The sequence below is a fragment of the Runella defluvii genome, from assembly GCF_014195535.1.
In the GTDB taxonomy this organism is placed as follows: domain Bacteria; phylum Bacteroidota; class Bacteroidia; order Cytophagales; family Spirosomataceae; genus Runella; species Runella defluvii.
The window spans coordinates 76,908-94,739 of the sequence record NZ_JACIBY010000020.1 but is presented as its reverse complement, the minus strand read 5'-3'; the positions used below and the strand labels follow the sequence as shown (position 1 = coordinate 94,739).

Sequence of the window (17,832 nt, the reverse complement as noted above, 5' to 3'; positions counted from 1 at the left end):
CCAACTTGCCCTACTTCTCCAACGCTGCTACTTCTTTCAAGGACACGCCCAAAAAGCGTTTGGCGATGGGTTCGAGTTGCGATTCTAATCCCTCAAAATGGAAGGTACGACTGCGGTGACCGAGAATTTGGCCCTTTTTGAGCTCACGAGCGGGCGACGACGATTCCAATTCATAGAAAGGCCCCATTTGGGTACCATCGGCCACGGGGCCATCGTTGTACGAATTGGCGGCGTCGCCTTTGTAGGGTTCTTTTTGAAGTTCCCAGAGTGAATTTACGTAATCGCCGTTGGGGTCAAGGTCGTAAGTAACGATGGTGAGCACGCCTTTTTCGGAATCGTAACTGCCCATGACGGGCTCTGCAATGCTCGGAGGGAGGCCGATTTTGCTGCGGTGTTTGCCGTCAGCTGCAAAATACAAAACATGGTCCTTGATGATGAGTCGTTCGGCAGGGACTTTGCCAAAATAACTATCGTTGATTAAGCTTTTGGCATTAGGCGTGTTTTTAAACGGAACAATGACCGTAGTCTTGGGCGTGGGATTAAACATTCCCAAAATCCAAATAGAAAGCAGCCCTGTTTCTTTTTTCCAATCGGCACCTTGGTTAATCACCTGGTTCATAGTCTCGTACGCGACCACTTTTATGTCTTTGAGTGGAAGTTGTAAGATGGTTTCGACCGAAAGCTTGCTCATTACTTCCACACTGCGCAGAATCTCAATGTCAAAAGTCGTTCCTGAGTAGTTGGTAAGTTGGGCTTTTTTGCGGAACGAGGCTTTGGCTTTTTCGGATGAAACCAAATCGAACGGCTCAGAGTCTATCAGGGCAGGAACTTGCCAGTTATCGAAAACAAAATCTTTGTCTTTTTCAAAATAAACGGAAAATTGCCCGCCTTCAGGCCCCAGCCAAAAGCGTTCTTCGCCACCAAATGCACTCATGTGGGGCGTAAATTTGCCCGATTCGAGTAGTTTATAATTGATCCAACCGTAGCTGTTGCCCGTAAAGCCACCCGCAGTGGATGTCATCACCCGACCTTGTAGCGCTGCCACAACGGCAACCTGCGCCGAGTCATCGTCGGGCGAAGAGAGAACGAGGGGCAGCTGGTGTTTCTTTAAAAAAGCTAAATCTGTACCAAAAGTATGGAAACGTGAGGACATGGTGTCTTGAGGGGAGGTTGAACAACTAAACTCTACCGTCCCTAGCGCCAAAATGACTACTGCGGTGCGCAAAAAGTAGGCGATTTTGTTTGAACTCATTGGATGAGAGTGTATTAGCGATTTGGGTAGTTGAATGTATAATTTATCCCAAAAGTATATGATCGGCAAAACATACTCAAAACCGATGGACAAAGTGACTTGTAAGGCATACGGAGTGAAATAAATATCGCCCATGGTGGTTGAAATTCGCGAAAATTTTGTATAATTTTGCAAAATTTTTCTTCAAAACCAATCCAATCAAGCTTCACCAAAGCCTATGAGTAAACTACGGATTTTGTATGTAGCCAGTGAGATAAATCCTTTTCTCCAAATTACCGAGGTAGCAGAATACGTACGAAAACTGCCCCAAGCAATGCAGGAGCGCGGCATGGAAATTCGCATTTTAGTGCCCCGCTTTGGACTTATCAACGAACGTAAAAACCGTCTTCACGAAGTAGTTCGTCTTTCTGGTATTAATATTTCGGTCGGTGACGATGAGAAACCCCTAGTAATCAAGGTGGCATCGATACCGAGCGCTAAACTACAAGTTTATTTTATAGACAACGAAGACTATTTTCATCGTAAGTCCGTTTTCTTAGATAAAGACAACAATTTTTTTGACGACAACGATGAGCGTGCTATCTTTTTCTGTAAAGGCGTACTCGAAACCGTCAAAAAGTTAGGCTGGGCGCCTGACGTTGTACACTGTAACGATTGGATGACTTCTCTCATCCCATTGTACCTAAAAACGACCTATAAAAATGATCCGATGTTTAAGGATACCAAGTGCGTTTTTACGGTGTATAACAATGCCTTCAACTACAAGTTTGAAGACGCCATTTTAGAAAAAGCCAAAGCCATGGACGTTAGCGACGAGGCACTGGCGCATCTACGTTCGGCTGATTTTGAGGGATTTGTCAAAATTGGATGTGCGTATGCAGATGCCGTAGTAAAAGCTGACGATGATTTTAGTGAAAGTTTAAACCAAATTTTTGATGAATTGCCCGAACGCAAGTTGGAACTGGTCGAAGAAGACGAAAACTTTACCGAGACGTATTACAACCTTTACAACGAATTGGCTGGCTAAACTTAGCCTAAGCACCCTCACCTTATTGGTTTTGGCCTTGATGTCGTGCGAAGCTCCTAAAGAAATTGGACTTCCGCCCGAAGTAATTGCCGATGTTAAGTTTGTCGATACCCTGACAGTACGTAGCAGTACTGTGCTACTAGACTCGGTGCGCACCTCAAATGCCCAACGAATATTGGTGGGTGTTTACAATGACCCCATTTTTGGAAAGGTAAAAGCGCAGTCATTTGTTGAGTTTACAAGTACACTTAATTTGAACTTGAACGCGGATGGAACGACCAATACCAACGTGTATGCCTTTGATTCGGTGTCTATTAGCTTGTCTTACAATTATTATTACGGGGATACGCTCAAGCCGTTTCAGATGGCAGTTCACCGTTTGACAGACACGCTCCTGACGAGTAAGATGTACTACAACAACAGTACAATGCCTTATTCGTCAACACCGTTGGTAAGTCATACGTTTAACCCAACACCAAGAACGTCGTCGTTGGTAACAATGCGACTGCCAGATGCGTTTGGACAAGAAATCTTTGCTTTGAACGGTAAGCCAGAGGCTAGTACCATCGCAAAGTTTACCCAGACAATCAAGGGGTTGACGTTTGTTCCTGCCGCTACCAATGCTTCTGTGATTGGAATTTCCCCCCAATCGACTGGAATTACGCTGAACTTGTTTTATCACAATACTGCCGATACCATCGCGTTGGTGAAAACGTTTTTTATCAATAAGCGTTTTAATCACGTAGAGGCTGATCGCCAAGGGACTGCGTTGAGCAAAATTCAACCGCTAAAACCTCTTGCTGCCAGCGAAACAGGCGGGTTGAACTACATTCAAGACGCCCTTGGGATTGTAACAAAGCTTGAGATTCCTTATTTGCAAGAATTGTTCAAACAAAAAGGAATTGCCATTAACCGCGCTGAGCTATTGATTACTCCCACTTGGCCTGAGGGGACGAACTCCATCTATACCTTGCCAATTGGGTTGGCATTGGCAGAAACGGATGCTTCTAACCGCTTGCTGAGAACCAAAGGTGATACGGAGCTTTTAGTGCCGATGGATGCCACTACTTTCCAGAGCTATATTTTGCCACAAGTGGTAGTTTACTCGACCAAAACGCGCAATTATAACTTTATCTTAACGACCTATTTGCAAGCATTGGCCGTGGGCTTTAAGAAAAATCCAGGGTTATTATTAATGCCAATTAGCAATGCCTTAGATGTGCAGTCGTACTCAACCAGTGGGCAGCCTGTGAAGAACTACTATCCGCTAATGAACAATAAACTGGATCGCTTGACGATTAATCCAAGTAAAGAAAACATCAAATTGATGTTGTTTTACACAACGGCTCAGTAAGAACAAAGCGAAATACAGCATACGCAAAACGCGCAAGGGAGGTGCTCCTTTGCGCGTTTTGTTTTTGTAATATTTCTTGACTTTTAAGGTTTTTTGTTAACTTTGATAGGATAAAACCAAGTTTTTTAAAAAAGTTTTTAGCCATAAAACGTTTGATAATTTTTTTTAAAAACTTTCCCAAAGTTCAACTCACCTTAAACATCAATCTGTATGTGTGGAATCGTAGCATACGTCGGACATCAAGAAGCCTGTCCCATCATTATTAAAGGCTTAAAACGACTGGAATACCGTGGGTACGACAGTGCAGGAATCGCGCTTTTGAACAAAAGCGGTTTGAATATTTATAAAAAGAAAGGCAAGGTCGTGGCGCTGGAAGAGGAGTTAAAATCAAAAGATACGACGGCTTGCATTGGCATTGGTCACACGCGCTGGGCCACACATGGCGAACCCAACGACCGAAATGCGCACCCGCATTATTCGAACCACAAAAAATTGGCGATTATCCACAACGGAATTATTGAGAACTACGCCACCATTAAACAAAAATTGCTGCAAAAAGGGCATGAATTTCGCTCCGAAACCGACTCGGAGGTGCTGATTCACTTTATTGAAGATATTCAGTCAGAGTTGAATTGTACGCTCGTAGAAGCCGTACGCTTGGCCTTGCAAGAAGTGGTAGGAGCTTATGCTATTGTGGTGATGACGGAAGATGAACCTACGCAGCTGATTGCGGCGCGTAAAAGTAGTCCTTTGGTGATTGGGGTAGGAGAGGACGAGTTTTTCTTTGCCTCAGACGCGACGCCCATTATTGAATATACCAAAGACGTCGTGTATTTGGACGATAACCAAATTGCGTTGGTGCGTAATAATGAGCTAAAAATTGTCAATCTCGAAAACGAGCGCCAACTTCCTTACGTCCAGAAACTTGAGATGGAGCTAGAAGCCATCGAAAAAGGCGGCTATGACCATTTTATGCTGAAAGAAATTTTTGAGCAACCGCGCTCAATTGCAGACAGTATGCGCGGACGCGTAAACAGCGAAGAAGGTAGCTTACAACTGGGAGGCTTGAGCGAGTACATGGGTAAATTGGCCGACGCCAAGCGAATCATCATCGTAGGCTGTGGTACATCGTGGCACGCGGGGCTGGTGGCCGAATATATTTTTGAAGAACTGGCCCGCATTCCCGTAGAAGTTGAATACGCCTCAGAGTTTCGGTACCGAAACCCGATTATTCGTGAGAAAGACTTTGTGATTGCGATTTCACAGTCGGGAGAAACGGCTGATACGTTGGCGGCGATTCAATTGGCTAAATCCAAAGGAGCCACCATTTTCGGCGTTTGCAACGTCGTCGGTTCGTCGATAGCGCGCGAAACCCACGCGGGCGCCTATACCCACGCAGGGCCTGAAATTGGAGTAGCAAGCACAAAAGCTTTCACAGCACAAGTAACGGTACTTACCCAAATGGCGATTGCAGTGGCCAAAAAACGAGGTACCATTTCGGAAGGATTGTATCGTCAGTTATTGATTGAATTGGAAAACATTCCGCGTAAGGTAGAGCAAGTGCTGAAGGCCGCCGACAAAATCAAAGAGATTGCTTTTATCTTTACCTACGCGCGCAATTTTATTTATTTGGGACGCGGCCTAAACTTTCCTGTGGCGCTAGAAGGAGCGTTGAAACTCAAAGAAATCTCCTACATCCATGCAGAGGGCTACCCAGCGGCTGAAATGAAACACGGCCCGATTGCGCTCATCGACGAAGACATGCCTGTGGTATTTATTGCAACCAAAGACAGCTCGTACGAAAAAGTGGTGTCGAACATTCAGGAAGTAAAAGCGCGGAAAGGTCGCGTCATTGCGATTGTGACTGAAGGCGACTCGTTGATTCATAGCATGGTGGATTTTGTGATTGAAATCCCCAAAACGCACGAAATCTTGATGCCACTTTTGTCGTCGATTCCGTTGCAATTACTGTCATATTACATCGCTGTGATGCGCGGTCGCAACGTGGACCAACCCCGTAACTTGGCTAAATCGGTGACGGTGGAGTAAAAAACAATTAATTGGGGGCATTTGGTTGCCCCCAATTAGTTTGCAATAGGTTGCCCCAACTTCTCTTTTAGCTCGGCAATTTCGGCTTCTAAATTTTTAATGTGTTCGTATTGAGGCTTTAGCACTTCCTCTATTTCCTCAACGGTAAATCGTGGCGTAATATGCTGTGGACAATTCCAATCGTAGGCTTCCACATGGAAAACCATCATACGCTCGGGACGAAATTTATACCCTTCCAAATCAAGCAACTGGTGCAATTCAGGGTTGTCTTTCAACTCCACTACCTCGGCGGTGGCATAGAGTTTCAAGCGTCTTTTGTTGGGATAATCGACTAGAAAAAGCGACACTTTATTATTGGTAGCCAGATTCCCCACCGTAATGTATTGCATATTGCCTTTGAAGTCAATGAAGCCCAGCCGATTGGCATCCAATACTTTTAAAAAGCCTTTTGGCCCTCCTCGGTGTTGGATATAGGGAAACCCATTTTCGCCCGAAGTAGCCATGTAAAAACTGTCACGCTGAGCAATGAAGCTTTGCTCAAATTTGCTCATGCCGTTGTAAGTAGTTTGGGCTTCCATACGGGCATAAGTGGCTCGGCTACCTACTTTTTCTTGTAGTTTTTTGGCTGCCGAGCTAAAACCAATTTCTGCGAAATTCTTTGCCATGATTGCTGTTATTTATCGGTTTGTTCGGTTTCGTATTGGGCCAACACCCGATCCCATAGTGTATCGCCACATTCATCCTGAATCACTACTTCGTTTTCGTCATTAAGCTGTACTGGTTTGGGCTGAGTGGCTAATAATGTTGCTAAGTCCAATTTTTTGAAGGTTGTTTCTTTCGTTTCCATTGTTTTCGTTTTTAAAAGGTTTTGTTTGAATTATTTTCAAATACAGACCAGTCTGTCTATTTGGAGTCAAAAAAATCAGATTAACTGCTCGACGATTTTGCGGGTTGTCTCAAGTGTCCATTTGTCTTTGAAGACCTTGCTACTTGCCAAAGCCCCTTCAAAAAGAATGTATAACTGATTCGCTAAATGTTCTTTATTGATTGGTTCAAGAATTTCGACGAATAACTGACGAATTTTATTTTTATGCCCTTGAATCAAGGCAAGTACATCTTCGTTAGATTGGGGAATCTCAGCGGCAATGTTTAAAAATTGGCAACCGTTGAAGCTCGTTTCATTAGAAAAGGTGAGCAAAGAATCAAAAACACCCAATACTTTGTCTTTTGGCGTCTGTTTTTGCTCAACTATACTACGAAAAAACTCGATTGAGCTTTCGGAAGTATTTTGTAAATACTTTTTCAGAATGTCTATTTTCGAGGGGAAATGAGCGTACAAACTGGCTTTGGCAACACCTGCTTCGGCAATAATTTGATTGATTCCCGTCGAATTGTAGCCTTGTTCATAAAATAACCGTGCGGCTGTATTTTCAATATTTTTTTTGGTGTCCATTGTTCTCGTTCATTAACACAACAAAGGTAATAGTATTTTTTAAAAAATGTACAGACTTGTCTGTTTTTTTTGTAAAAATAATTTTTGGTAACCTACATCGGACAGACAAAAAGGTTTTCTATTCAAGTAGAAAACCTTTTTGTGAGAGTAATTATGAATATATAAGTAATTGATAATCAGGAGATATGCTACTGAAAATGACTTTCGCTATACCAAATGCTTACCTAAATTCAATTCTGCATCGCTGTTCTGCTGCAAACCCTTAGCAAACAGGTTTTTCATTCTAATAGCCGCTTCTGGTTGTGCCAAGGCTTCAAAAAAACGAGTTTGGGTATCCATGATCTGTTCATTTTTAGGATTTACCGCTCTTTCATTGATGATAGATTTGATTTCAGCAATTACTTTTTTATCAAACGACGCAATGCGTTGAGCCAAATTTTCAACAAAAGCGTCCAATTCGCCGTCGGCAATAGCACGGTTTACCCAGCCGTAAGCAGCGGCAGTTTCGGCATCGAAGTCATCTCCACCCAAAATAATTTCCAATGCTTTTGCTTTGCCAGTCAATAAATGTAATCGTTCCATTCCGCCACCACCTGGGAAGATACTGAAGCCAATTTCGGGCTGACCAAAAATCGCTTTTTCTTTGCTTGCAAATCGCATATCCATTGCTTGGGCAAATTCACTTCCTAAACCTCTTGCACGACCTCTAATAGAAGCAATACTTACAAATGGAGCTTGTTCAAAACGTTTGGCAATGTCTGGCCACGATTTTGAAAGTCCAGTTTTTCCAGCCCCTTTTGGGAAGCCCGTTGCTTTTAAGACATCTAAGTGAGCAATAAAGAAATCTGGGTTTGCACTTTCAAAAACCACAACCTTTAGGTTTTCGGCTGCTTCAAATTCATCCATCAGTATGATCAATTCTTCTGACATTTCTGGGCCAAACAGATTGATTGGCGGATTGTTAATAATTACTTTCCAGTAACTATCGCTTATTTTTTGTGTTGTTAAAATCATGGTATTACGTTTTTTCTTGCAAAGTAGAATCCATTGCTTTACTTTTGCAAGTAGTTACTACTATGTGAAGTAATAACAAAAAGTAAATCAATATTGATAATCAATACTTTTATGCCTGAAAAAAAATGCAACTTTTCTGACTGTCCCATCACCAGAACTGCTGACGTAATTGGTGGCAAGTGGACTTTACCCATTATTTTTGCCCTGATATACGAAACCAAACGTTTTAAAGAGTTGGAAAGAAGCATTGAGGGCATCAATACCCGTATGCTCGTGAAAGAACTCAAGCAATTAGAAGACAATGGTCTTGTGATTCGGAAAGTCTATGCCGAAGTTCCCCCACGAGTAGAGTATTCGTTGACAGAGAAAGGTAAAGCCCTCAGAAAAGTATTGGTAGAAATGAGAGAATGGGGTAATGAGTACCTCGCATTGCCAACCGCATAATTAACATTAATTGAGATTCAAGCTCATTTTCCTAAATTCTACTGGAGTTATTCCCGTTTGTTTTTTAAATAATCGGGTGAAGTAGGAAGGATTTTCAAAGCCCAATTCATAAGCAATTTCGGCTACGCCTTGTTCTTGATGTAAAAGGTGTTTTGCTGCCGAAATCAATGAAATGTGTATTAAATCCATCGCTGTTTTGCCCGTTTCTTGTTTCAATAAATCGCTGAGATAGCGGGGCGACAAAAACATCTCATCGGCTAATTTATTAACAGAGGGAAGGCCATTTTCTTTTAATGCTCCATTGTTGAAATAGGTTTTTAAGAGTTCATTAAATCGGGTAGTTGTCTTCCCTGTTAATTCTGCACGATTGATAAACTGCCTCTTATAATAGCGTTGAGCATACATGAGTATGGATGCCAAATGGCTAATGATAATTTCACGACTATATTCGTCTGGATTGTTATCGTATTCGGTTTTGATTTTATCATGTAGTTCCCACATAATAAACTCTTCCTTCGGTGAAAGGTGCAAGGCTTCATTGACTTCGTAATCAAAATAGCCGTATTTTTCAATACTCTGATGCAATTCGTGTCCATTCAAATAATCCTCATGAATCAATAGCATAAACCCTTTTTCTTCAAATTGCAGGTTTTTCATTTCGATAATCTGCCGAGGTTTTACAAATATCATCGAGCCATTGGTATGGTCGTAAGGGGTACGGCCGTAGAGAATTACACCCGATTTTATTTTTTTTAAACCAATCATATAACAATCACTTGTAAACTCTCGGTCGCCCAATGGACAGCCCGACTGGCAACCAACCACACTGAAAAGCGGGTGTTCGGGCATTGCCCAGCCATTGCCATGGTGCAACTCGCTAAGGGTTTTGTAATGTTTCATGGTGTTTTGAAAAAATTGCTAACTCATTAAAATATACGCACTACTCAAACTTAATCTTGCTGAAGGAATAAATTAATATAAGCACTCACCAACGTTGGATATTGATGCTGAGGGCCATGCCCAGCATTGTGCAAAATAATATGTTGAATACTTGGAGCATTTTTCAATAACGGAAACCAGTTTTCAACGGCAAAACTTATATCATTATCGCCCGAAACCACAAAGACGGGCGTTTGTAAAGTTTTATAACGGTCTCTAAAATTAGCTTTATCTTCTCTAAAAGCTATCGAACCCGCAAAATATCGTTGGAGAATGTCCTGAGTGGCAGGGATAAGACTGCGGTCTAAGCGTTGGGCAATACGTTCGTGCGAAGCCTGAGCCAATTGTTTGCTTTTTTCAGAAGATGGTTCAAAGAATAATACATATTCGTCTTCTAAATCGTTGGTAGGCTTCAAGGCTTTTTCAAAAAAGATAGGCTGAATTGGAGTTTCAGTATTTCCTGGAGGGTTTGTACCCACCAAAACCGTTTTCAATACTCGGTCGGGATACTGAAACATAAGACTTTGAGTAACCAAACCCCCATACGACCAACCCAATACATTAAACTGTTGAATGCCCAAATAATCAAGGAGTTGGATAATTTCTTTGGCTACATCAATGGTATTTAAAGGAAGTTCGCCTTCCGAAAGACCAATACCCGAATAGTCGAAAATCGTAACTGTATTTTGAGACGCTAATCCGTCTAAAAAAAGTGGATCCCAAGTGTCTAAAACACCTCTAAATCTGTTCACTAAAACAAGGTGTTCACCAGTACCAAACTGACGGTATGCTCTTTTTTCACCATCAATTGTGGCAAATTGAGTTGTTGCGGTTAATGCTAAAGATTCCATTGGTTAATTTCGATTATGAGTTTTAGATAATTCCCAAACTTTGTTATGCTCGATAGAAATTCAATTCCTGTTAAATGATGGTAAATCTATTTGTATCGCTTTAGATATACAAGTAGTTACTAAAATGTAAAGCAATAACAAAAAGTAAATCATTGTTGATAATCAATGAGTTGCTAATGGAAATAATTTTAATTATCGCCATGTGCCGCAATACTTACCTCTTTCCAAGCTTCAATTTCTTCAAGGCGATTTTTATATACTTGATTCACAACATGGTAAGCGATTTTACCTAATAGTAATCGTTGTGGTGGATTTTCGCTGTTGACAACTTTCAAAATGGCTTCTACGGTAGCTTCTGGTTTTCCCCAAGTCGCTGGATTTTCACCAGAGGCTGCAAAGGCTGCACGTACTGGTGCGTAGTCTTCAATACTGTCGGTAGTTTGAATAGCCGAAGCTCCTGCCCATTCTGTGGCAAAACCGTTTGGTTCAATGAGTGTAAATTTGATTCCTAAATGAGCTACTTCCGAGGCAATGGTCTCGCTAAGTCCTTCTACGGCAAATTTTGAAGCATTATACAAACCTAACATTGGCAAAGTCGTAAGTCCCAAAAAGCTTGATACTTGAATAATATGCCCACTTTTTTGTTGACGCATAATGGGCAAAACTGCTTGCGTCACCCACAAAAGTCCAAAGAAATTCGTTTCCATTTGGTCTCTGGCTTGTTGCTCGGTCGTTTCTTCTACTGTACCGAATAAACCATAACCAGCATTGTTAATTAAAATATCAATGCCTCCAAAATGGCTAACTACTTGACTCACCGCACTGATTACTTCTTGACGGTTGTTTACATCTAATTGTACGGGTAAAATATTATCGCCATAGGTACTTACAAGGTCGTCTAAAGCAGCGATGTTGCGGGCTGTTGCGGCTACTTTGTCGCCACGTTTCAAAAATGCTTCTGCCCAAAGTTTACCAAAGCCTCTTGATGCTCCTGTAATGAAAATTGTCTTGCTCATGTTGATATTTGTTTTTGTTTATTTTGATGATACAAAGGTACTGCGGCCCCTTGGCAGTCGTCTAACCCATTTCAGCGGAAGAATAGCACAGAATTACGAAGAAGCGTTTTCTTCAATAGTTGTATTGAAAAAATATGTTTTGGTGCAGAATAAATTGGAGTTTGGGCGTACGAACAAATGCAGGATTTAGTAGCATTCCTTTTAAAACACTAGATGTGTGTGCTATGTGAAAGTTCTATGTGTCCTATGTGTTCAATTTTTTCTAGTCACCTGCAAAGTTTCGTACTCCCATGCAGTTTTTAGTGAAAAAATGAAAAGCTCTATTCTGGTGGAGCAGTCTAAGAATAGAGCTTTAAAATGAATCAATAATGTTCAACTGTTTAAAAATTAGCTGGTTGTCTGTTTAGAATAATGTTTCTGCCAAAACTAAACCACCGCGATTAGCTTTACATTAATACATTTCCTACGGGCTGAATAGGTTTGGGCAAATCTGTGTTTCAATACAGTTTTAAACCAATGTCAAAATTTCTTCAAAAGAAAGTCGAGATTTAGGAGTTTTGACAGGGTCATTAAAATCGGTTTCAGTTTTGTAACCCAATGCCACAGTAGTTATGGCAGTTAACCCTTTTTCGGTTAAACCAAATTCTTCATTCAAGATTTGAGTATCAATGCCTTCCATCGTACACGCATCTATGCCAAGTGCAGCCGCTCCTAACACAAACTGCCCCATATTAAAATACACTTGTTTCTCTAACCAATGTTGCTCATCATTCAACGTTTCCTTGTGAATATTGACAAATAATGTTCTGCCGTTTTTGGTCATTTGCTTGATCTGTTCGTTGGGAAAACGCCCAGCCTGAGCTTCTGACTCTGCAATCTGTTCTTTATAATCCTCATTTATACTGGTTTTAGCACAAAATAGCACTACGTGTGAAGCATTGAGTATTTTGGCTTCATTAAACTTATAGGGGCCTTGTACACCTTTTGCCATTCGCTGTTTTCCTGCTTCGGTATCGGCAATGACAAAATACCAAGGCTGAATATTTACGCTGGAAGGGCTCATCCTCAATAGCGATTTTAGTTGTTTAACATCTTCGGAAGCTATTTTTTTTGTAGGGTCAAAAGACTTGGTAGAATAACGTTTCTCTAAAATGTTGATTAAGTTCATTTTGTGGTTTTATAAATGTTTAGTAAAGCTTAATTGTGCTTTGTTAACTGTTGCTTTTTTGTTTTCAAGTTGCAAAGTAGAATCCATTACTTTATTATTGCAAGTAGTTACTAATATGTGAAGTAATAACAAAAAGTAAATTAATATTGATTGTCAATGCGTTTGTTTCTAAAAAAAATCCAACTTTTCTGAATCATTACCCACAAGAACTGACGTAATTAGAAGACAATGGGCTTGTGATTAGAAATTCAATAGATAAAACCAAAAAGCGATGTAAACCTTCGCTTACATCGCTTTTGCTTTGAGTTGAACTTTTTACTGTTTGGCAAACTTTTCAAGTTCGGTATTGAATTTTTCTGACTCTTCTACGAATAAGGCGTGGCCACTGTTCTCGAAGCGAATAATGCGGGAATTTTTAATGCCTTTATTCAACTCATTGGCAAACTCAAAAGAACATAATTTATCTTGCGTGCCATGAAAAATCGCCACTGGAATGCTGATTTTAGATAGTTGTGGACGTAAATCAAGGTTTAAAAGGGCTTTTATTGACTCCGTGATGGCATAAGGCGATGCTTCTAAATTGATGTTTTCTAACCATTTTTCTACATTTTTAGAAATATTTCCTTCTTTGGCAGGAAATGCAGCTCCAAAGCCTGCAATTAAATCTTGTCTGGCGGTCATGGTTTGCAAAACCAATCCGTTGCCATCAGCTTCCGAAATTCCAAACGGAGAGCCTTCTCTCTGTCTCCACGAGGGTGCTGCCGCACCAAATAGTGCCAATTTGCTAATATGAGCCGCATTATACTTGGTTACATAGTGAATAACGACCGCACCACCCATCGAAAAACCGCCCAAAACCGCATTTTCTATTTTTAGCTTTTCTAAAACTACTTTAATGTCGTCCGAAAAAACATCGAAATCATATCGTCCATACGGTTTGTCTGATTTCCCGAAACCACGAAGTGTAATCCCAATTACTCGGAAGCCTTTACGACTCAAATATTGGTATTGGTACTCATACATTTCGTCACTCAGGGGCCATCCATGAATTAATACAATTGGTTGACCTTCGCCAAGGTCGGTTACATGAAGTTTTACATTTTTTTCTACTTCTATGTACTCTAATCTGCCTGCCGAAGCGGGTTTTCTATTGTTTTGTGCCGAAACGACATTAGTAAATAGAGAAACTAAAATGGCGATTAATGAAACTGACTTTTTCATTTTATGATGAAGAGGTTGAAAATTATTGATTAATGAATGTTAAAATATCGTTGTTGATGGTTGCGGCTTCGGTTGTTGGCATACCGTGAGAGAAACCTGGGTATAAAATAAGCGTACCATTTTGTAGCAATTCGTGTGCTTTTACCGCCGTGGTAGCATAAGGTACAATCTGGTCGTCTTCACCGTGCAAGACCAACACTGGAATGCTTACGCTTTTTAAATCTTCGGTAAAATCGGTTTCAGAAAATACTTTCACACAATCATACTGAGCCTTAATGCCGCCCATCATGCCTTGTCTCCACCAGTTATCTTGTATTCCTTTTTTTACATCAGTACCTTCTCGGTTATATCCAAAAAACGGAATGGTGATATCTTGGTAAAACTGAGCTCTGTTGTGCTGTGTATTGTAACGGATGTCGTCAAAAACTGCTAATGGCACTCCATCTGGATTTCTTTCATCAGCAATCATATATGGCGTGATGGCACTGATTAAAACCACTTTGGCTACCCTGTCTTTGCCATATTTTGCGGCATATCTGATGGCTTCACCACCGCCTGTTGAGTGCCCAACGTGGATGGCATTTCTGAGGTCGAGGTGGGCAGTAAGTTCGGCTACGTCGGCTGCATACGTATCCATGTCGTTTCCTTTGTAAGTCTGGGTAGAGCGACCATGTCCACGGCGGTCGTGTGCAATTACTCTAAATCCTTTTTCGAGGAAAAACATCATTTGAGCATCCCAATCATCAGATGAAAGCGGCCATCCGTGGTGAAAGAAAATGGGTTGGCCTTGACCTAAATCTTTGTAGTAAATTTCTGTTCCGTCTTTAACTGTTAACTTGTTCATGTTTTCTATTTTTTAATTGTTCTTGTTAAAATTGATGATGCAAAGTTGGGGCAATTTGTCGGGGGCATCAATGGACGCTTTTCGCTTTGAATTGCACTTTTTTCCCGAGTTATTTATTTCAAAAGTGAACTTAAAATCCAAACCGTTTTTTCGTGCTCTTGCAGAAGGCTGGTGATAAAATCACTGCTGCCAAAGTCGCCATAGCTATCGGCAAAAAGGTTGATATTACTTCTTAATTGAAGGATAATAGTTTCGTGAGCCGATAATAAATCCTTAATAAATTCGGTGCTTTTATTTGAGTCTAAGACTGTTTCTTGCAAGGTTGTCAATTCAAGAAAAGCCTTTAAACTGGCAGGTGCAGCGAAGCCCAAGGTTCTGATTCTTTCGGCAACTGAGTCAATTGTGGAAGCTAATTGATTGGCTTGATTGTCGAATAATTGATGTTTGTCGTAAAAGTCAAGCCCTTCTACATTCCAGTGAGCATTTTTAGTTTTTGTAAAAAGTACATACTCATTGGCCAATAATTTTGATAGCTCATCGGCTACCTTTTTACGATTATTTTCTGCTATTCCGATATTCATTTTCGTTTTGATTATTTTGATGATGCAAAGTTCCGCCAAATAGCGAAGCCCCTCAATGGACATATTTCGCCATGAATTGCACTTTTTGCCCTAATCGTTAAAAATGAAAGTGTAGCAATAAAAAAAGCATGGTTTTAGAGCCATGCTTATCAAATAATTGAATCGATAATCAGAATTGTTTGCGAAAGGAAGTCGGAGAAGTTTCCGTATTTTTGGTAAAAAATCTTACCAAGTAAGCGATAAAGGCATAAAAAAATTGACACAGGAAAGAGTTAAAAACTATATTCTTCCACCGTTTCTAAGGCTTTCGAAACGGCTTGTTCGCCCATGTTTGGCACAAAAATACCCTCTAAACGAAAAGTACTAACATCTGTTAAGCCCATAAACCCAAGAACTGTTCGTAAATAATTCTCCGTAAAATCATAGGCTTTCATCATTCCTTCTGAATAGATACCGCCAGACGCTATGGCCAAATAGACTTTTTTGCCCGTTAATAAACCTTGGGGCGAACCTGTGGCATAGCTAAAGGTTTCATTGGCACGGGCAATTTGGTCAAGCCATGCTTTTAAATTGGCTGGAATGCTAAAGTTATACAACGGCACTGCCAAAACAAGAATATCCGCATTTTTGAGCTGTTTAATGGCCATATCAGAGGGTTGAATCACCTCCAACTGTGTTAGACTACGTGCATCTTTTGGGGTAGAAAAAGCTTGGTACATTTCGGCAGTAAGAAATGGAAGCGGGTTTTCCGATAAATCGAGTGTTTCAACCGCGCACTCCGAATAGGTGTTTTTTAGCTTTTCAATGATTGAGTTCGAGAGCTGATTGCTTTTAGAAGCATCGCCGTTGATGCTTGTTTTAATGTGAAGGACGTTCATTGTTGACATTTCTTAATGATTTATTTTAATGATGTCGCAAAGCTATGTACATTTGCTTTCCAAAAGTTACTACTATATATAAGGTAAGTAGTAACCTTTAAGTTAGCCAATCGAAATAGTATGGAAAAAACAATCAGTGCCGAAAAGTGTAGAAACTCCATCAAAGCGTTGGAAGATGCCATGTATGTCATTGGTGGAAAATGGACATTGCGCGTAATAATTGCCCTTAAAGATGGGCATACACGCTTCAATGACCTACAAAGAACCATTGATGGCATATCGGCCAAAGTGCTTTCGGGTGTATTAAAAGACTTGGAACAAAATGGTTTTGTCAGAAGAAAAGTGGACACGGGCATACCAGTGGTAGTAGAATACGAACTACTATCTTATGCCGATACCCTGCAAGATGTGCTTTCGGCTTTGGTTTTATGGGGCGAGATGCACCGAGAAAAAGTGATTAAAGGGGAAGAGGAGTTGGTTTAAAAATGAAAGTAAAAAGGACACACAAACTGATTGTATGTCCTTAACGGGGGCTATGCCTTGAGTAGTTTCATGCCAAAACCTGGCGCTCTGGGAGGGATAAATTCGCTGTTGACAATTTTATAAAGGCTAAAATCAACGTCCTCGCAAGTACAGGGTACTCCTTCGATGGTGACGGTATTGCCCAAAGCTCCTGTCAAATGGGCCGTGTAAAACGATTTTAACTGCTCACCAAACGCGTGAGGGGAAGCCAAAATGCCCATTTTCTGAAGATCAGGCATGATTTTGCGCCAAGGCGTAAAGCCGTAGCCCATGATGTCGGTGATGTGAACATCAATCAGTTTTTGTTCTTCAAGTTCGCGTAGAAGTTGTTGATTTGGATTGGCTTCGCCATCGGCCAACAGCGTTTTGACGTTGTTGGCTTTTAACCAGTCTTTTAACTTTCGGTAATCTGCTACGGTTTCGGCAAAGGGTTCTTCAAACCAAAACAGCGGAATCCCATCAATGCCTTTTAGATAAGCGATGGCCATATCGACCGTATAACCATCGTTGGCATCGACCAAAATATCACAATCGGGAAATGTCTTATGAACAAGCTTCGTCACTTCGATGTCGCGTTGAAGCCCTTCTTGTTTGGGCATCCAAATATTGCCGCGCCCAATTTTTAGTTTGAACTGCCGATAGCCCAATTTATAATCTGCACTGCAATTGGCAATGATGTTGTCAAGTCCGTTGGGCAACGTAGTGACTGGCCCTTCTTTGGGTTCAAGTTCATCAAAATAAATCATGCCGCTGTAGCATTTCGTTGTAATGGGCTTTTTGCGGCCCATCAATTCATACACAGGTTTGTTGAGGATGACCCCTGCCAAATCGTGCAGCGGCACATCAAAAGGCAACGCTTGAGGGTCAGTAACGCCAAGTGCAGGTTGAAACAGGTCGGATACTCGTTTCCCCTTCAAATACGCAATCACTTCGTCGTTTCGGCGGCCGTGCATTCCCCAACCCTTCGCACCTTGGTCGGTCGTCAGTACACAAACGTTCACTTTGGGGCCGTATCCATGAATGTCACGACGCGCATTTTTTCCCACAAAACGCGGCCATTTGAGTTGTACTTGGGTATAAGCAATGTCCGCAATTTTGTGCGATGACAAATCCGCGATTTGAGGGTCAAAGTACCCAAGTTCTACGGCGTTAGAAATAAGCGGAGTGCTCAAGGCCATCATGGCGCTGTGGTGAAGAAAGTTTCTGCGTTTCATGTAGG

General features: G+C 41.2%; 19 protein-coding genes. 5 read left to right on the top strand and 14 right to left on the bottom strand.

Annotated features, from left to right (window positions below):
- Positions 1-10: 10 nt before the first annotated feature.
- Positions 11-1,252 (bottom strand): DUF6786 family protein, encoded by a 1,242-nt coding sequence (locus FHS57_RS28315; RefSeq protein WP_221225754.1) that lies wholly within the window; start codon positions 1,250-1,252, stop codon positions 11-13.
- A 217-nt stretch (positions 1,253-1,469) separates the two neighbouring features.
- Between FHS57_RS28315 and FHS57_RS28310 the strand changes: the two genes are divergently transcribed.
- From FHS57_RS28310 to glmS, 3 genes are all read left to right on the top strand, one after another.
- Positions 1,470-2,279: a glycogen/starch synthase gene (locus FHS57_RS28310; RefSeq protein ID WP_028526746.1), complete on the top strand. Its 810-nt coding sequence runs from the start codon at positions 1,470-1,472 to the stop codon at positions 2,277-2,279.
- A complete protein-coding gene (locus FHS57_RS28305) occupies positions 2,188-3,633 on the top strand; it encodes a DUF4270 family protein (protein ID WP_221225753.1) in 1,446 nt (481 codons plus the stop codon). The genes FHS57_RS28310 and FHS57_RS28305 overlap by 92 nt, the downstream gene beginning before the upstream one ends.
- Before the next feature lie 210 nt (positions 3,634-3,843).
- Positions 3,844-5,682: a glutamine--fructose-6-phosphate transaminase (isomerizing) gene (glmS, locus tag FHS57_RS28300; RefSeq protein WP_183979627.1), complete on the top strand. Its 1,839-nt coding sequence runs from the start codon at positions 3,844-3,846 to the stop codon at positions 5,680-5,682.
- A gap of 35 nt (positions 5,683-5,717) precedes the next feature.
- On the opposite strand, the gene FHS57_RS28295 is transcribed toward glmS, so the two are convergent.
- The 4 genes from FHS57_RS28295 to FHS57_RS28280 all read right to left on the bottom strand — a co-directional run bounded on the left by FHS57_RS28295 (position 5,718) and on the right by FHS57_RS28280 (position 8,149).
- Positions 5,718-6,347, bottom strand: coding sequence for a pyridoxamine 5'-phosphate oxidase family protein (locus FHS57_RS28295; RefSeq protein WP_183979625.1), 630 nt, complete (start codon positions 6,345-6,347; stop codon positions 5,718-5,720).
- Between the two features lie 8 nt (positions 6,348-6,355).
- A complete protein-coding gene (locus FHS57_RS28290) occupies positions 6,356-6,529 on the bottom strand; it encodes a hypothetical protein (RefSeq protein WP_183979623.1) in 174 nt (57 codons plus the stop codon).
- A 75-nt stretch (positions 6,530-6,604) separates the two neighbouring features.
- Entirely contained in the window at positions 6,605-7,135 is a 531-nt protein-coding gene (locus FHS57_RS28285) for a TetR/AcrR family transcriptional regulator (protein WP_183979621.1), read from the bottom strand.
- A gap of 207 nt (positions 7,136-7,342) precedes the next feature.
- Positions 7,343-8,149, bottom strand: coding sequence for an enoyl-CoA hydratase/isomerase family protein (locus FHS57_RS28280; protein ID WP_183979619.1), 807 nt, complete (start codon positions 8,147-8,149; stop codon positions 7,343-7,345).
- Between the two features lie 111 nt (positions 8,150-8,260).
- Here FHS57_RS28280 and FHS57_RS28275 point away from each other — a divergent pair, with 111 nt between their 5' ends.
- Positions 8,261-8,593, top strand: a complete 333-nt coding sequence (locus FHS57_RS28275; protein ID WP_183979617.1) for a winged helix-turn-helix transcriptional regulator — start codon at positions 8,261-8,263, stop codon at positions 8,591-8,593.
- Between the two features lie 6 nt (positions 8,594-8,599).
- Here FHS57_RS28275 and FHS57_RS28270 read toward each other — a convergent pair whose 3' ends face one another.
- The 8 genes from FHS57_RS28270 to FHS57_RS28235 form a co-directional block, all read right to left on the bottom strand.
- A complete protein-coding gene (locus tag FHS57_RS28270; RefSeq protein ID WP_183979615.1) occupies positions 8,600-9,493 on the bottom strand; it encodes a helix-turn-helix domain-containing protein in 894 nt (297 codons plus the stop codon).
- A gap of 50 nt (positions 9,494-9,543) precedes the next feature.
- Positions 9,544-10,383 (bottom strand): alpha/beta fold hydrolase, encoded by an 840-nt coding sequence (locus FHS57_RS28265; RefSeq protein ID WP_183979613.1) that lies wholly within the window; start codon positions 10,381-10,383, stop codon positions 9,544-9,546.
- Positions 10,384-10,571: 188 nt separating this feature from the next.
- Complete coding sequence (locus FHS57_RS28260; protein ID WP_183979611.1) at positions 10,572-11,399, bottom strand: oxidoreductase; 828 nt, start codon at positions 11,397-11,399, stop codon at positions 10,572-10,574.
- Positions 11,400-11,907: 508 nt separating this feature from the next.
- On the bottom strand, positions 11,908-12,567 hold the full coding sequence (gene nfsB / locus FHS57_RS28255) for an oxygen-insensitive NAD(P)H nitroreductase (protein ID WP_183979609.1): 660 nt from the start codon (positions 12,565-12,567) through the stop codon (positions 11,908-11,910).
- 315 nt (positions 12,568-12,882) lie between these two features.
- On the bottom strand, positions 12,883-13,788 hold the full coding sequence (locus FHS57_RS28250; RefSeq protein ID WP_183979607.1) for an alpha/beta fold hydrolase: 906 nt from the start codon (positions 13,786-13,788) through the stop codon (positions 12,883-12,885).
- A 22-nt stretch (positions 13,789-13,810) separates the two neighbouring features.
- On the bottom strand, positions 13,811-14,632 hold the full coding sequence (locus FHS57_RS28245) for an alpha/beta fold hydrolase (RefSeq protein ID WP_183979605.1): 822 nt from the start codon (positions 14,630-14,632) through the stop codon (positions 13,811-13,813).
- A gap of 113 nt (positions 14,633-14,745) precedes the next feature.
- Positions 14,746-15,213 (bottom strand): Dps family protein, encoded by a 468-nt coding sequence (locus tag FHS57_RS28240; protein ID WP_183979602.1) that lies wholly within the window; start codon positions 15,211-15,213, stop codon positions 14,746-14,748.
- A gap of 272 nt (positions 15,214-15,485) precedes the next feature.
- Entirely contained in the window at positions 15,486-16,091 is a 606-nt protein-coding gene (locus tag FHS57_RS28235; RefSeq protein WP_183979600.1) for an FMN-dependent NADH-azoreductase, read from the bottom strand.
- Positions 16,092-16,211: 120 nt separating this feature from the next.
- Here FHS57_RS28235 and FHS57_RS28230 point away from each other — a divergent pair, with 120 nt between their 5' ends.
- On the top strand, positions 16,212-16,574 hold the full coding sequence (locus tag FHS57_RS28230) for a winged helix-turn-helix transcriptional regulator (RefSeq protein ID WP_183979598.1): 363 nt from the start codon (positions 16,212-16,214) through the stop codon (positions 16,572-16,574).
- A 50-nt stretch (positions 16,575-16,624) separates the two neighbouring features.
- On the opposite strand, the gene FHS57_RS28225 is transcribed toward FHS57_RS28230, so the two are convergent.
- On the bottom strand, positions 16,625-17,827 hold the full coding sequence (locus tag FHS57_RS28225; protein ID WP_183979596.1) for an enolase C-terminal domain-like protein: 1,203 nt from the start codon (positions 17,825-17,827) through the stop codon (positions 16,625-16,627).
- Between the last annotated feature and the right edge of the window lie 5 nt (positions 17,828-17,832).

Excerpts from the sequence above, each read along its gene's own strand:
- FHS57_RS28315 (WP_221225754.1), bottom strand. The coding sequence starts at position 1,252 with ATGAGTTCAAACAAAATCGCCTACTTTTTGCGCACCGCAGTAGTCATT.
- FHS57_RS28310 (WP_028526746.1), top strand. The coding sequence starts at position 1,470 with ATGAGTAAACTACGGATTTTGTATGTAGCCAGTGAGATAAATCCTTTT.
- FHS57_RS28305 (WP_221225753.1), top strand. The coding sequence starts at position 2,188 with ATGAATTGCCCGAACGCAAGTTGGAACTGGTCGAAGAAGACGAAAACT.
- glmS (WP_183979627.1), top strand. The coding sequence starts at position 3,844 with ATGTGTGGAATCGTAGCATACGTCGGACATCAAGAAGCCTGTCCCATC.
- FHS57_RS28295 (WP_183979625.1), bottom strand. The coding sequence starts at position 6,347 with ATGGCAAAGAATTTCGCAGAAATTGGTTTTAGCTCGGCAGCCAAAAAA.
- FHS57_RS28290 (WP_183979623.1), bottom strand. The coding sequence starts at position 6,529 with ATGGAAACGAAAGAAACAACCTTCAAAAAATTGGACTTAGCAACATTA.
- FHS57_RS28285 (WP_183979621.1), bottom strand. The coding sequence starts at position 7,135 with ATGGACACCAAAAAAAATATTGAAAATACAGCCGCACGGTTATTTTAT.
- FHS57_RS28280 (WP_183979619.1), bottom strand. The coding sequence starts at position 8,149 with ATGATTTTAACAACACAAAAAATAAGCGATAGTTACTGGAAAGTAATT.
- FHS57_RS28275 (WP_183979617.1), top strand. The coding sequence starts at position 8,261 with ATGCCTGAAAAAAAATGCAACTTTTCTGACTGTCCCATCACCAGAACT.
- FHS57_RS28270 (WP_183979615.1), bottom strand. The coding sequence starts at position 9,493 with ATGAAACATTACAAAACCCTTAGCGAGTTGCACCATGGCAATGGCTGG.
- FHS57_RS28265 (WP_183979613.1), bottom strand. The coding sequence starts at position 10,383 with ATGGAATCTTTAGCATTAACCGCAACAACTCAATTTGCCACAATTGAT.
- FHS57_RS28260 (WP_183979611.1), bottom strand. The coding sequence starts at position 11,399 with ATGAGCAAGACAATTTTCATTACAGGAGCATCAAGAGGCTTTGGTAAA.
- nfsB (WP_183979609.1), bottom strand. The coding sequence starts at position 12,567 with ATGAACTTAATCAACATTTTAGAGAAACGTTATTCTACCAAGTCTTTT.
- FHS57_RS28250 (WP_183979607.1), bottom strand. The coding sequence starts at position 13,788 with ATGAAAAAGTCAGTTTCATTAATCGCCATTTTAGTTTCTCTATTTACT.
- FHS57_RS28245 (WP_183979605.1), bottom strand. The coding sequence starts at position 14,632 with ATGAACAAGTTAACAGTTAAAGACGGAACAGAAATTTACTACAAAGAT.
- FHS57_RS28240 (WP_183979602.1), bottom strand. The coding sequence starts at position 15,213 with ATGAATATCGGAATAGCAGAAAATAATCGTAAAAAGGTAGCCGATGAG.
- FHS57_RS28235 (WP_183979600.1), bottom strand. The coding sequence starts at position 16,091 with ATGAACGTCCTTCACATTAAAACAAGCATCAACGGCGATGCTTCTAAA.
- FHS57_RS28230 (WP_183979598.1), top strand. The coding sequence starts at position 16,212 with ATGGAAAAAACAATCAGTGCCGAAAAGTGTAGAAACTCCATCAAAGCG.
- FHS57_RS28225 (WP_183979596.1), bottom strand. The coding sequence starts at position 17,827 with ATGAAACGCAGAAACTTTCTTCACCACAGCGCCATGATGGCCTTGAGC.